This is a genomic window from Kitasatospora sp. NPDC041988 (assembly GCF_055588525.1).
On the sequence record NZ_JBVJCO010000083.1, the window covers coordinates 1 to 14,028 of the forward strand.

Annotated in this window: 9 protein-coding genes; 3 read left to right on the forward strand and 6 right to left on the reverse strand. The window is 70.1% G+C overall.

Annotation, left to right across the window (positions count from 1 at the left end):
* Positions 1-401: 401 nt before the first annotated feature.
* Entirely contained in the window at positions 402-4,337 is a 3,936-nt protein-coding gene (locus ACZ6NC_RS40935) for a hypothetical protein (protein ID WP_465738983.1), read from the forward strand.
* Between the two features lie 670 nt (positions 4,338-5,007).
* Here ACZ6NC_RS40935 and ACZ6NC_RS40940 read toward each other — a convergent pair.
* The 3 genes from ACZ6NC_RS40940 to ACZ6NC_RS40950 all read right to left on the reverse strand — a co-directional run bounded on the left by ACZ6NC_RS40940 (position 5,008) and on the right by ACZ6NC_RS40950 (position 8,032).
* Complete coding sequence (locus tag ACZ6NC_RS40940) at positions 5,008-5,961, reverse strand: ice-binding family protein (RefSeq protein WP_465738984.1); 954 nt, start codon at positions 5,959-5,961, stop codon at positions 5,008-5,010.
* A gap of 457 nt (positions 5,962-6,418) precedes the next feature.
* Positions 6,419-6,562, reverse strand: a complete 144-nt coding sequence (locus tag ACZ6NC_RS40945) for a hypothetical protein (RefSeq protein WP_465738985.1) — start codon at positions 6,560-6,562, stop codon at positions 6,419-6,421.
* A 918-nt stretch (positions 6,563-7,480) separates the two neighbouring features.
* Complete coding sequence (locus ACZ6NC_RS40950; protein ID WP_465738986.1) at positions 7,481-8,032, reverse strand: hypothetical protein; 552 nt, start codon at positions 8,030-8,032, stop codon at positions 7,481-7,483.
* 114 nt (positions 8,033-8,146) lie between these two features.
* On the opposite strand from ACZ6NC_RS40950, the gene ACZ6NC_RS40955 reads away from it, so the two are divergent.
* Positions 8,147-8,962, forward strand: coding sequence for a hypothetical protein (locus ACZ6NC_RS40955; RefSeq protein ID WP_465738987.1), 816 nt, complete (start codon positions 8,147-8,149; stop codon positions 8,960-8,962).
* A gap of 104 nt (positions 8,963-9,066) precedes the next feature.
* Here the strand turns inward: ACZ6NC_RS40955 and ACZ6NC_RS40960 are convergent, their stop codons facing one another.
* Both ACZ6NC_RS40960 and ACZ6NC_RS40965 read right to left on the reverse strand, forming a co-directional pair.
* Positions 9,067-10,080, reverse strand: a complete 1,014-nt coding sequence (locus ACZ6NC_RS40960; protein ID WP_465738988.1) for a hypothetical protein — start codon at positions 10,078-10,080, stop codon at positions 9,067-9,069.
* Complete coding sequence (locus tag ACZ6NC_RS40965; RefSeq protein ID WP_465738989.1) at positions 9,969-11,672, reverse strand: tetratricopeptide repeat protein; 1,704 nt, start codon at positions 11,670-11,672, stop codon at positions 9,969-9,971. Before ACZ6NC_RS40965 ends, ACZ6NC_RS40960 begins: the two co-directional genes overlap by 112 nt.
* 368 nt (positions 11,673-12,040) lie before the next feature.
* On the opposite strand from ACZ6NC_RS40965, the gene ACZ6NC_RS40970 reads away from it, so the two are divergent.
* The gene (locus tag ACZ6NC_RS40970; RefSeq protein ID WP_465738990.1) at positions 12,041-12,712 is read left to right on the forward strand and encodes an HD domain-containing protein; all 672 of its coding nucleotides are present in this window, start codon (positions 12,041-12,043) and stop codon (positions 12,710-12,712) included.
* A gap of 19 nt (positions 12,713-12,731) precedes the next feature.
* Here ACZ6NC_RS40970 and ACZ6NC_RS40975 read toward each other — a convergent pair.
* Positions 12,732-13,528, reverse strand: a protein-coding gene (locus ACZ6NC_RS40975) for an IS5 family transposase (RefSeq protein WP_465738991.1) whose coding sequence is annotated in 2 segments (ribosomal slippage) — positions 12,732-13,186 and positions 13,186-13,528 — 798 coding nt in all. Because the reading frame shifts where the segments join, the coding sequence is not laid out codon by codon here.
* Positions 13,529-14,028: the final 500 nt, after the last annotated feature.

Sequence of the window (14,028 nt, forward strand, 5' to 3'; positions counted from 1 at the left end):
CCCCCCCCCCCCCCCCCCCCCCCCCCCCCCCCCCCCCCCCCCCCCCCCCCCCCCCCCCCCCCCCCCCCCCCCCCCCCCCCCCCCCCCCCCCCGCCACGGGCACGGCGCGTACACCGCGACCAAACCAGCGGCCCTCACGCCCTGCAGATCGCGTAAACGGTGGTGGTGGAGGTTGTGCCAACGCCGCCTCCGATTTGTGCCTGATAGCCGGTGGGAGGCGAACCGATTGGATAGGCAGCACCCTGGATGGGGAAATACAGTCCGGTTAGTGTGTTGAGGTTATAAGCGCCACCACCGGTGGCAAATTTGCCAGCGGGACAGAAGACGGTGTTGAGAGCCGTGCCACTTTGAGGGCCGGCAAGCGTACTGGTCACGACGACGCTCTGCGTCCCAACGTCCCCTTGAGCACCCTGGAAGCCCTGGGGGCCCTGCGCGCCAGTGCTGCCCTGCGCGCCTTGGGCGCCGGTGCTGCCCTGGAAGCCCTGCGCGCCGGTGCTGCCCTGGGTGCCCTGCGTCCCAGTGCTGCCCTGGGCGCCGGTGTCGCCTTGGAAGCCCTGGGTGCCCTGGGCGCCGGTACCGCCCTGAGCCCCCTGAGTCCCCGGGGTGCCCTGATTTCCCTGGGTGCCTGTGCCGCCCTGGTTGCCCTGCGCGCCTTGCGCGCCGGTGCCGCCCTGCGTGCCCTGAGTGCCCTGGTTGCCTTGGGGGCCCGCACCACCTTGGAAGCCTTGGGTTCCCTGGTTTCCTTGGCTGCCCTGCGCGCCCGGGCCGCCCTGGAGGCCCTGCGCGCCCTGAGCGCCGGTACCGCCCTGGAAACCCTGGACACCGGTGTTGCCTTGCGCGCCTTGCGCGCCGGTGCCGCCCTGCGCGCCGGTACTGCCCTGGGTGCCCTGGGCGCCGGTGCCGCCCTGAGTGCCCTGAGTCCCCTGGACACCCTGCGTCCCCTGGGCGCCGGTACCGCCCTGCGCGCCCGTGCCGCCCTGAGGGCCAGGTCCACCCTGGTTGCCTTGGCTGCCGGTGCTCCCTTGGAAGCCCTGGACACCCTGCGTCCCCTGGAACCCCTGGACACCCTGAGCACCCGTGCCCCCCTGAGTGCCCTGAGCCCCGGGGCCACCCTGATTGCCCTGAGCGCCCTGCGTGCCGGTGCTGCCCTGGGTGCCCTGGTTGCCCTGGCTGCCCTGGGCACCCGTGCCGCCCTGGAAGCCCTGCACTCCTTGAGCCCCGGCGCCCCCTTGGAAGCCCTGGTTACCCTGCGTGCCGACGCTGCCTTGCGCGCCCGTGCCACCCTGCGTGCCCTGCGTACCGGCATCGCCCTGGAAACCTTGGGCACCCTGCGTACCGGCATCGCCCTGGAAACCTTGGGCACCCTGCGTACCGGTACCCCCCTGGAACCCCTGCGTGCCCTGACTGCCCTGGCTTCCCTGGGCGCCGGTGCCACCCTGCGTGCCTTGGGCGCCGGTACTGCCCTGGAAGCCCTGCGTCCCGGCGTTTCCCTGAGCGCCCTGAGCACCGGTCACACCCTGGACACCCTGGCCGCCCTGAGGACCGGTGCCGCCCTGGTTGCCCTGCACGCCCTGGCTGCCGATGCCGCCCTGGAAGCCCTGTGCGCCCTGGGCACCCTGCGCGCCAGTGCTGCCCTGGGCGCCGGCGACACCTTGCGCGCCCGCGCTGCCGATGCCGCCCTGACTACCCTGCGCCCCGGTATCCCCCTGCGCGCCTTGCACGCCGCCAACGCCCTGGAAGCCCTGCGCCCCGGCGTTCCCCTGAGCGCCCTGGGTGCCGCTCTCACCTTGGAAGCCCTGGCTGCCCTGGGTGCCGGAACCGCCCTGGCTGCCCTGAACGCCCGCAGCGCCCTGCACGCCCTGCACGCCCTGTGCCCCGGTTCCGCCCTGAGTGCCCTGGACGCCGGCGGTTCCCTGGTCGCCCTGCGCACCCTGGGCGCCTGTGCTGCCCTGGAACCCCTGCGAGCCCTGATCGCCCTGGCTCCCCTGGGCACCCGTGCCGCCCTGAAAGCCTTGGCTGCCGGTACCACCCTGCGCGCCCTGCACGCCCTGCGTGCCCTGGACACCGACGCTGCCCTGACTGCCCTGCGCGCCGGTGATTCCCTGGTCGCCCTGCGCACCCTGGGCGCCTGTGCCGCCCTGGAAGCCCTGGCTGCCCTGGTCACCCTGGCTCCCCTGCGCACCCGTGCCACCCTGAACGCCCTGGCTGCCGATACCACCCTGCGCACCCTGCGCGCCCTGAGGGCCCGCGCTGCCCTGGCTCCCCTGCGAGCCGGTCGTGCCTTGAAAGCCCTGGGTGCCCTGGTCGCCCTGGCTGCCTTGCACGCCTGCGCCGCCCTGAAAGCCCTGCGCACCGGTACCGCCCTGAGCACCCTGGCTGCCGGGGTCGCCTTGGGCGCCTTGAGCGCCGGTGCCGCCCTGGCTGCCCTGCGCGCCGGCGGGCCCCTGGTCGCCCTCCGTTCCCTGGGCGCCAGTACCTCCCTGGGCCCCCTGCGTGCCACCGATGCCCTGCGGTCCTTGGGCACCGGCACTGCCCTGGAAACCCTGAACGCCCTGATCGCCCTGGCTGCCCTGCGCACCCGTGCCGCCCTGGAAGCCCTGCGCACCGGTACCACCCTGCGCGCCTTGGGTGCCGGTGCTGCCCTGGTTCCCCTGCGCCCCCTGGGTTCCGGTGCCGCCCTGGAAACCTTGAAAACCTTGCGTGCCCTGGTCGCCCTGGCTGCCCTGCGCACCCGTGCCGCCCTGGCTGCCCTGAGCACCGGTGCCACCCTGAACCCCCTGGACTCCGGTGTTGCCCTGGCTGCCCTGTGCACCCGCGCTGCCCTGAGCGCCCTGTGCACCCGCGCTGCCCTGAGAACCCTGCGCACCCGTGCCACCCTGGCAGCCGACACAGGTGCCCGAAGGACCCTGGGCACCCTGCGGGCCGGTGCTGCCCTGGAAGCCCTGCGCGCCGGCGTTGCCCTGCGCACCCTGAGCACCGGTCACACCCTGGACACCCTGACCGCCCGCGCCACCCTGGAACCCCTGGCTCCCAGTACCACCCTGAACGCCCTGATTGCCCTGGCCGCCCTGGACACCGGTGTCGCCCTGGCTGCCCTGAGCACCGGTGCCGCCCTGGAACCCCTGGGAGCCCTGGTCGCCCTGGCTTCCCTGAGCACCGGTGTTCCCCTGGTTGCCCTGGCTGCCGGTACCACCCTGCGCGCCCTGGGCCCCCGAACCACCCTGACTTCCCTGCGAACCCGCCACGCCCTGAGAACCCTGCGAACCCGCCACGCCCTGGAAGCCCTGCGAACCGATGCCACCCTGGCTGCCCTGGCTGCCGGTACCGCCCTGGCTGCCTTGGTTCCCCTGTGTACCGGTACTGCCCTGGAACCCCTGCGAGCCCTGGTCGCCCTGGCTCCCCTGCGCACCGGCACCACCCTGGAAACCCTGCGAGCCAGTACCGCCTTGGAAGCCCTGCGTACCGTTGCCGCCTTGCGCTCCCTGGGCTCCCGCGCCGCCCTGGTTGCCCTGGGTGCCCTGGGCGCCGGTGCCGCCCTGGAAGCCCTGCGAGCCCGGGCCGCCCTGACTGCCCTGCACACCGGCACCACCCTGGAAACCCTGAGTCCCGGTGTCGCCCTGCGTACCCTGGCTGCCCTGCGCGCCGGCACCGCCCTGGGCGCCGGTGGCGCCCTGACTGCCCTGCGCGCCGGCTCCACCCTGGGCGCCCTGCACCCCAGGGCCGCCCTGCAAGCCCTGGGAGCCCGGCCCGCCCTGGGCTCCGGTACTGCCCTGGGTGCCCTGGACTCCGGCCCCACCTTGGCTGCCCTGGCTGCCGGTGCCGCCCTGGTTTCCCTGCGTACCTTGGGTTCCGGTACCGCCCTGAGACCCTTGGGCACCGGTGGCGCCCTGAGACCCTTGGGCACCGGTGGCGCCCTGATTGCCCTGTGCGCCGGCGTTGCCCTGGCTGCCCTGTGCGCCGGCTCCGCCGAGCGATCCCTGCGTGCCCTGGGCGCCTTGGCTGCCCTGCGTCCCCTGGCTGCCTTCGTTGCCCTGGGCGCCCGTACCGCCCTGAAAACCCTGCGTGCCCTGTGGACCCTGGTCCCCCTGGTCTCCCTGTGGCCCCTGTGGACCCTGGTCTCCCTGTGGACCTTGTGGCCCCTGGTCCCCCTGTGGTCCTTGGGAACCGTGGTGCCCGTGGTGCCCATGAGATTCGCCGCCGTCGCCATGATCCGCGGCCCCGCCCCCGTCCCCGGAGGGACCACCGCCGTCATCGCCGGGATCCCCGCCGCCGTTGAGCACCGCTCGGGTGCGAGGAGTGAAGGCGGCGCTCAGGGCGCCATTCGGGCCGGGCACTGAGTCAACGTAACCAACGACGGACTTCTCGGTCGTGCCGGCGTCGACCGCCGACGGCGAGGAGAGGCTGACGGCCAGGGCGAGAGCGCCCATTACCGAGAGCATCGTGGCCGTCTTAACCCACGACCTGCGAAGAGACTTACGGTTCATTCTCGAGCCTCCGGAAGAACTGAAAGCAAACACGCAGAAGTGCACCAACCAGGGGGCGCCGAGGGATGAACCGCACCGCTCGTCAGGCGGTGTAAGTATGTGATCAAATGTTTGTATCTACACCAACTTCGCCCTGTGCCGCCCGCTTTTTCACCCCAACGACGTCACGGGCCCGCGCGACCTCACCGCCCCGAGCGCTCGTGGCGGCTCAAGCCGCTTCTCGGCCGCACACGATCCCATGACAGCCGATCAGCTCTCCGGGGAAGCCGGCGTGTGACTTCGAGACGCCAGTTCGCCACCGGCCGCGGAGTCAGAACCACACCTCACACGTCGCAGGTGGTCGTGGTGGCCACCTGTGCCAGCCACCTCACGGGCGCCGACCCTCCCCGCCGCACAGGCAACGCCCCCGATCGCCTCGCCGCCGCCCACGGGCGCCTCCTCAGCGCCCGCACCCGGCTCCGCGGCTGTGATCGGCGCGCGATCGGTCCGGCAACGTGCCTCTTGCCGGACCGACGCGACTGTCCTACGAGGAGGCGACTCCGGCCGGGAAGAAGCCGACGGTGACTGTGGCGGTGACGGCGTTGGTGGCCGTGTCGATCACCGACACCGTGCCGTCCCATTCGTTGGTGACGTAGGCGTGCGTCCCGTCCGGGGTGACGGCGACTCCTTGCGGACCGTTGCCGACGGTGACGGTGGCGGTGACGGCGTTGGTGGCCGTGTCGATCACCGACACCGTGCCGTCGAAGAGGTTGGCGACGTAGGCGTTGTGCGGCGATGCGGCACAGGCCGGGCGGGTGATCGTGTCAGTGTCCAGTGAGACCGCGGCGGTGCGGGCCAGCGTCCGACCGTCCACGGTCACGCCCGTCGTGACGGTGATCGACGCCTGCGCCAGAACGCTTCCCCGCAGCGTGGAACTGGTTCCAAGTGTCGCGGAGCTGCCGACCTGCCAGAAGACGTTGCATGCCTGCGCACCGTTGACGAGGTTGACACTGCTCGCCGATGCCGTGGTCAGCGTGGACGCGGCCTTGAAGATGAACACGGCGTTCGGGTCGCCCTGGGCATCCAGCGTCAGCGTTCCGGTGATCCCGAACGTGCCCGCCGGGGAGTCGTACACGCCGGGGGTCTTGGTGGTACCGCCGAGTTCCGTGGGAACGGTGGCGGTGGTCGGGCGCGCCGCGGCGTCGTTGTAGGCGGCCGTCAGGTCGTTCTGAGCCTGCAACGCGGCAGCGTCGGCGACGTGTTGGGTGCCGTTCACCTGCCCGGGAGGAAACCCGGTCACCGAAGTGCCCGGGCTCAGCCCGAGGTCGCCGTTGATCGCTGTGGCGCCGGTATTGGTGACGGTCGACGCGGCGAGAACCGCGAAGCCGGCGGCGGTACGCAGGGAGACGGGCGGCGTGACCACCCTCGCGCTCGCGCTCGCGCTCGCGTTCGCGTTCGCGCTCAGGGGTCCGACCACACCGATCAGGACGCTGGTCACGCAGGTGAGAACCAATGGCGCCGACCAGGATCGACCAGCGATCCTGCGGACGGCGCTTGTGAGGTCTCGTGTCGTCATGGGCTTCCTTTCGTGCAGACCTACATCAGCGGTGTCCTTTCGCCGATCACGATCGCATACGAATGAACTAAACCCCGCAACACTCTCGGTCGACGGGTGAAGTGATTGCCATTCATCCGTCTGGATGTGAAGGAAGTGCGGGACTTGCTGGATCGGCCCCGATTCGTCAGCGGCTTGGGCTCGGTGATCGTCTCGGCGGTTCGCCCGGAATGTCCTCAATACCGGTGAGGCGGGCCATCGTATGACGCTGCGGGGGCGCCGGATTCCACGGGTCCGGGACAGCTCTCCTTCCTGGCCGTCGAGCGGCGACCGACCGTCAGGTGGCGGTCGGAAGCTGGGTGAGTCGCTGCCAGGCGAGGACGAACACGTCGGCCCAGGGTCAGCTGCGTTCGATCCTCAGCCAGCGGCGGCGAGCGTGGTGCGCGAGCCGGGCGGGCAGGTGGTAGATCCGGTCGTGCATGGTGTCCGGTTCGGCCCGGGTGAGGTCGTCCTGGTCGTGCAGGGCGAGGAGGCGGACCAGCACCCGTGCTGATCCCGGCGTCGTTGGCGACCTGACGGATAGTCCGGATTTGGTCAGTATCAAGGGGGCGGGGCCCTCGACAGGCGGACTTCTCCTTGGTGGCCGTCCGTGCGAGTCGCTTTCGAGGAGGCGGGTAAGTCGCACGTCTGGTTCAGGGCACAGCCCGGGAACGATGCCTCCGTCTCCGGGGACGCTGAGGGGACGTCAAACGTGCAGGCCCGTGGAGGGGGACAGGTTCCGGCGACTGTCAGACTCGGGCATTGCATACCAAAGTGGGCTCGCATGCGCCCACATATATGACGAAGGGACATATCTTCGAAACTTGGGGGACCGCCGACACCCGGGTCGGACGCCTGGCCGAGCCCGCCGTCACCCTGCGCCGCCTGCTGGCGGACCCGCGCTCCCTCGGTTCGCCAAGCCGGCCCAGTCGCCGCCGCTGCTGATCGGCGGCAACGGCGACCCGGTGCTGCGGGCGGCCGCCCGGCAGGGGGACATCGTGTCGTTCGCCGGCGCCATGCTCGCCGCCGGTTCGGCACGCAGCACGCTGCGACTGATCGACGCAGAGGCGTTGGGCGAGCGGGGTCACGTTCTTCACGGCCGGTGCCACCCCGCGCACCTCGGAGGTGGAGCGCAACATACTGGTCCAGACGGTTGCCGTGACCGACGATCGCCGAGCCGCCGCGCAGGCTATGCGCCGCCGCATCCCGTATTTCACGGCGGAGCGGATCCTTCAGGTCCCTACCTGCCGGTCGGCACTCCCGCGGAGATCGCGGACGCCGGTGCTGGCACGCCGGGAGCGCTGCGGCATCTCCTATGCCTGCGTTTAGGAGCGCGACATGGCAGCGTTCGCTCCGATCATCGAGCTGCCGGCCGACTGCCGAGATTTCCAGGAGAGGCCGGCGCGGCGGCCGTCAGTGATGATCAAGCGACCAGCTGACGGCCCTGCTCGAAGAAGGCCAGCACGCCGTCCATGCCGCCGAGCTCGCGGACCGTGGCCACCGCGCCGAACGGCGCGTTCCAGTACTTCCCCTGCTGCCGGGTCTGCGGGCCGACGTAGGCAGATGGCTCAGCCTGGAAGTCGTCGCCTTGGGAGACCCCGTAGTTGACCGCGGCCACGGTCACGCCGATGTCGAAGTGCTCGGGCCAGATGACCGGATCCGCCCCGGGAAACATCCGGCGCAGTGCGGCGTCGCCGACCGCGAAGCCTTGCGCGATCCAGTGCGCCGGCTGCGGATCGGCTTCGATCACGTCCTCGGGGCCGACACCGGATCCGCCCTGGTAGAGCCCCGCGGGTGCACCGACCGTGACCCCGATCGCAGCCGCCAGCGCGGCGCAGGTGGTCCGTTCCAGGAAGAGGCGCTGTCCGGGCGCCACCAGATCCGCACCGACGACCTGCATGTTCGGCTCGGCTCTGGTGGCGAAGCCTCCGAGGGAGGCGCGCAGCCCGCTCACCTGCTGCCGCCTGCCCGACAAGCCCCGCTCACCTGGACCGCCCGTCCCAGCCGTCGCGCGAGCAATCGTCAAGACTTGTGGATCACGGGGCAGCGATAGAAATCAGGGTGAGATGACAGGTCGGAAGGAGATCGGGTGAACGCCGCAGAACGGCTGATCTCGCAGGCGCGGCATGGCCGGTTCGGCGAGCTGCTGCCCGACTTGCTGGAGATGGCCCGGCGCCCGGACGCTGATCGGGACGATGCTTGGGAAGCAGCCGCCGCCGCGATCCAGATCTTGTTCTGGCAGGACCGGTTTGCTGAGGCGGCTGACCTGGCCGAGGAGATCATCGCTCAGGACGGACCACTCGGTGGAGAGCTGTGCGATCAGGACATGCCCTTCCGCACGGCTTTCCTGGCGGCTGATCTGCACGCGGGGCGGCCGGCCCAGCCGCGCATGCTCGCGGCCGCCGGCCACATCCCGGAGGGTCGCAACTTGGGCGATGACCTTCTGTGGCTGGCGGAAGAACTCCGCGAGCGCTCGGTCGAGGAGTTGCTGCCCAGCCGCTTTGACTGGGGTGGGCCAGCCAGGGCCTTGGATGGGGCTGGCGCCGAGCTTGCGGAGCGCGACTTCTTCACCCTGGACGCTGACGGCAAGTACACCCTATGGCAGGCGCTAACCAAGGCGAACGACTTCGAGCGAGCCCAGCAGCTGGCTGAATCCTCCGGTGAGGTGCCGGACCGGTACGCCCCCTGCCTCTGGATGGCAGGTTGGTATGCCACCCAGGGCGATCTGGCCCGTGGTGAGAAGATGCTCCTTGAAGCACACAGCCGGTGGTGGCCGTACATGAAGTGGGACGCGATCCCCGACGATCCGGTCCTGCAGCCGACCCTGCGCCTGGTCACCACCGACCGGGTCCGTGAGCACTACCTGGCCCGGCCGATCGGCCCTGAAGTGCAGAAAAACGCATGACGCAGAGCACTCTCGCCCAGTTACTCGGCCGCGCTCACGGCCCGGTGCGCCCGGAAATCGATCAGGACTTCAGCGTAGAGAGCGACCCGGCGCCGGGTGACCGGCTAGAGGAGGCGGCCTGTCAGGTCCGCCGCGCGTCGGCCGCGGCGGGAGCGGTGGGCGGCTGCGGCGGTGGACACGGCATCCGGCAGCCAGGACTCCACGTCGTCGATCTCCTGGATGCACGGGCCTTCCCGGTTCGCCTTCCGCACGGCCTCGAACAGCTTGTCCTTGTCCCTGGCGAACTCCGACTGGAGCCGGGCCGGTGAGTCGATGCCGCAGGCCACCAGCAGACCGAGTGCGGCCGGGCAGCTCAGGCGGTCCTGGAGCTGGGTCAGCTGGGCGATCTGGACGAAGCGCTCGACCAGGACCGGCGAGGTGTCGAGGTACTCGGCCAGCGCGGCGCGCTGACGGGCGGTCGTGGTGCGGAGCAGGAAGTCCGCCGGAGCGCCGAGTCCGGCCTCGACGAGCTTCGGCCGGAAGGAGTCGAAGACGGGCAGGTCGAGGAAGGTCGAGGCCGTCGCCGTGAGCTCCTGGTACTCCTCGCTGTCGTGCAGTGCGCCCAGGCACGGGTCCTTGCGGGCCTCCGCCCGCAGGGCCTCGGTCGGCAGGGCGACCCGCAGGTAGTGGAGCGCGGTAAGCCTGGACATGGGGTGGCTCCGCCGGTCGAGGCCCGCGAGTCGGGCGTACTCGTAGGCCAGCCGCGGCGCGGGCGCGGATTCCATGAAGGAGTGCCGGTCCGATCGCACGTCGGTGAGCGCCTTGACCTCGTGCTGCATGGTCCTGGCGATGGGACGGATCTGCCGGGCGAGGGTCGTGAGCTCGATGTCGTTCGTGTCGGGGTTCTCGCACGCGCGTACGAGCCGGTCGACGCTACTTCCGGCGGCAGCGAGAGCGTGCTTGTCGCTGTGGCCCGACACCACGCACCTGTTGATCCACTGGGAGGCGCTGCGGTAGAGCGCCCGGATCAGCAGGGTCTTCGGGCAGGTTGCCTCGATGTCGGCCAGCTGGCGGTCCAGGTCCTCGGCGAGGTCCCGGTAGACGTGGCTGGCGGGCGGGGCGCCGTCCTGGAGCGCCACAGGTGGTCGACGCGGGCGAGAACGTTGCCCGGATCCTCGTCGACGGCCCGGGCCAGCAGGGGCGTCCGGATCTCGGGGGCGTCGATCAGCGAGCGGCTGGTCGCGATCACCTGCAGGCTGACGCTCCGCCAGTTGGTCGCACCGCAGAGCTGGCTCCTGAGCCGCGGGTGCGAGCGGCTCAGCCTCAGCAGCGTCACGGCGGCCGCTCCGGTGAGGAGCTGCGCCTTCGCCCGCTCCCGCGCCTCCTGGCCCTTGCACAACGGCAGGAACAGCTCGCCGCGGCTGAAGATGTCGCTCCCGGCGTGGCGGCCGTTGCGGGTCAGTGTCACGGTGATCCGGTTGTCGTCCATGATCGCCGCCCGCACCCGCCAGGTGAGGTCCGGTCGGATGGCGAAGAAGATGCTGGAGAGAGCCGCGGCGACCTTCCCTGACGGCAGGGCGCTGAGCTCCTCGGTGTCGATCTTGCTGAGGTGCATCGAGCTGGTAACGGCCCGCAGGCGCATCGGAGGGGTGTCGATGCCGAGGTCGTGGACGCGGGCCAGCAGGTAGTCGGTGGCCACCGGGTCGTTCTCCCCGCCGGCCGACTGCACGGACACCTGGAGCCGGAGGTTCTGACCGAACGCGGCGGCGGTGAGCAGGATCCCGAAGAGCGCGAGTACCGCGTAGGCGGCCAGGAGCCGCCCGTCCGGGTCGTGGAGGACGACCGTACGCAGCACATAGCCGACGACGCCGATGACCACGAGCGGGACCAGCAGGTGCCACCAGTAGAAAAACGCCCCCTGGACGATCGGCCGCCAGCTGCAGAACAGCCGCGCGAACGTCCTCCAGCGCGACACTCGCTCGGCGGTGAACCGATGGCGTTCATGGGTCCACGCCGCCGCGAAGGTGATCACCACCGGGAAGACCGCCAGGGCCACCAGGTCGGCCGGCCAGTCGCTGACGCTACCCGGATCGAAGGGGTGGAACATCTGGTAGATCGCGAACATCAGAGCCGACGCGATCAGCAGCAGGGACCCGGTAATGCCCAGCGAGAGCCGCCAGGGCCTGGGCCAGGCGATGGAGTCGACCCTCACCACGACCCCCGTGAGCAGCCCGCTGAGCGTCAGCAGGCCGAGCAGCACGATGACTGCGGCCGTCCACAGCTGGGTCATCGGATCGACCCAGCGCTGGTAGAACAGATCCCACTGGGAGAGGGCCAGGTTCTGCTGACGGGCCGTGATCTCGTTGAGGCCGGCCGTCGCCTCGACGCTCTCGGCGTCGACGGCCAGGGCCTCCCGGAACCTCCGCTCGGCCCCCACGAGGTCGCCGGCGCGGAGCAACTCCTGCCCGGCGGCGGCGGACTGGGCGGCGACCTGGCGGTGTGTGGCGACCAGGGAGAGTCCGAGCGACGCGCAGCTCGACGGGTTCCCGTCGGCCGACTGGGTGTACAGCGCCTCCGCCTGTACCAGGTGCCCGGCCTCCAGCGACTGCTGTGCGAGCGAGCAGAGGGCGGCCGGGTCGGGGGCCGCGTGAGCGGGGGCCGCCGACACAGTCAGAACCGCCGCCGCGGCCAGCAGCGCAGCGGCGATCGTCCGGCCTGGGCGTCTCGGCATCGTACACACCTCGGGTCCGCAGGGCCCCCGTCCACGAACGATAGGGCGACCCGCCCTGTGCCGCTGGCCGGATGCCACCGCTCGGACCAATGACCCGCCCTGCGGCCGCCTCTCCCGGCTTGTCCGGGCGACCGGGAGATCGACCAGGTGCGCACTCTTCCAGCACGTCGGTCCGACGGCGTGTCAGGCATTCGGCGGTACGCGGGGGCGTTGAGCTCTCTGTGCTTTCCTGCTCGTTCGACCCAGTTAGAAGTCATCTCATTTGGCCTTGGTAGCCTGCGAGGTGTGATCATCACGGAATGCTTGGCGCCCGTCGGGTTGCGGGAGCAGAACTGTCCCCGGCCACGCCCGAACAAGCGAGCCACCTTGTGAACGACGAGTACGGCGAGCTGGCCTTCCCGGCAACTGAAGTTGCGCGCGACACACTTCGACATGCTCAGGCTCTGGTCCCAGCCGCGATCTTCAATCACAGCCTGCGCACCTACCTCTATGGACGCCTTCTCGGTGAGCGGCGTGGTCTGCAGCCGGACCGCGACTACGATGACGAACTGCTCTTCCTGGGATGCGTCCTGCACGACTGTGGGCTCAGTACCGAGGGCAACGGTGACCAGCGGTTCGAGCTGGACGGTGCTGACCTGGCGGTCAGCTTTCTGACCGAGCAGGGAGTATCACCGGACCGAATGGAAGTTGTGTGGGACGCGATCGCACTACACATGGACCGTGAGATTGCCGTGCGGAAGCGGCCGGAGATTGCGCTGGTCGCTCTCGGTGCGGGCTTCGATCTGGGCGGTGGCCCGAGTGCCCTCCCGGACGGCTACGCGGAACGCGTCCACCGCGTGCTGCCCCGTCTGCACGCGGCGGCGGTTCTCCACGACAGCATTGTCGGCCAGGCACTGGGTAAGCCGCACAAGGCACCGCTCTTCACGATGTCGGGCGAGCTCGTCCGTCAGGTGACTGGCCGCATCTGGCCGACCTGGAGAGAGCTTGCCCGATCCTCAGGATGGAGCGACTACGACGACTATCGCCCTGATTCGCCGTAGCATGCCCCGAGATGGCTTCTCATCTGCAGAGTCTGCGGTGGCAGATGAGGGCTGCGGCGATGCTGGCGAAGGCCGCGAAGTGGTCGGCCTTGCGTTCGTAGCGGCGGTGGAGCCGACGGAAGCCGCCGAGCCAGGCGACAGTGCGCTCGATCACCCATCGGTGCCGACCGAGGCGCTGGGAGGACTCGACGCCTCGGCGGGCGATGCGGGCCGGGATCTGCCGACGGCGCAGGTAGGAACGGATGAAACGGTGGTCGTAGGCTTTGTCGCCGTGCAGCTTGCCGGGCCTGCGCCGCCGCGGGCCACGCTGTGAGCGGATCGGCGGGATGGCGTCGACGAGCGGGACCAGGGCCTGGCTGTCGTGGACGTTGGCCCCGGAGATCGCAAGCGACAGGGGCAGACCGGTACGTTCGGTGAGCAGATGGATCTTCGACCCGTACTTGCCCCGATCGACAGGATTCGGATCCGTCAGCTCCCCCTTTTCAGGGCCCTCATGTTGACCGAGTCAACCGCGCACCGTGACCAGTCCAGCTCACCCTTGGAACCGAGTTCGTCCAGGAGGACCCGGTGGAGCTTGGCCCACACCCGGGCCCTGCTCCACTCGCTGAAGCGGCGATGGGCCGTCGGCCCGGACGGGCCGAAACAGGGCGGCAACTGGGCCCACGTGCACCCGGACGTCGCGACGAAAACGATCGCCGCCAACACCTCCCTGTCCCCGTAGCGGCGCCGGCCACCACCCTGAGGCCGAGTCGGCGCCTCCGGCACCACCAACTGGAACAGCTCCCACAACTCGTCCGGGACGAGACGCTCCACGATCGTCACACCGGCAGCCTACTTTGCCATCCAAATGAGATGTCCTCTAAAGGGGGATCAGCAGATCGCCGAGAAACTGGGCATCCGGATCTGGTCGCCCAAGCAGGCACTGACGGAAGCCGAAGGTGGGATTAAGGCACTTCAGGACCTCCACGAACGTGAACCTCAGCGAGGTCCGCTCCCCAACTGGCCGGTGTGATAAGCCCCCGCTGGGGGATCTACGCGGAGACCTGTCCCATCTCCTGAGAACCCGATCCTGGCCACCTCGCCTGTTCGTTTCGATCATTGGCGATCACCGGTGGCATCCAGTTGCGCTTGCTGTGACGAGTAACGGTCAACTCCGCTACTCCGGCTCGTCGGATGGCTCGCAGGTGGTCTTATGGTTCAGTGGGAATTTCCGCGAATCCCGGAGCAATAGTCAAGACTTGTGGATCGACGGGAGCTCAGCGGTAGCGCGGGAGCCCGCCGAGGTCGGGAAGCTCGTCCTCGAAGTCACAGGCGGC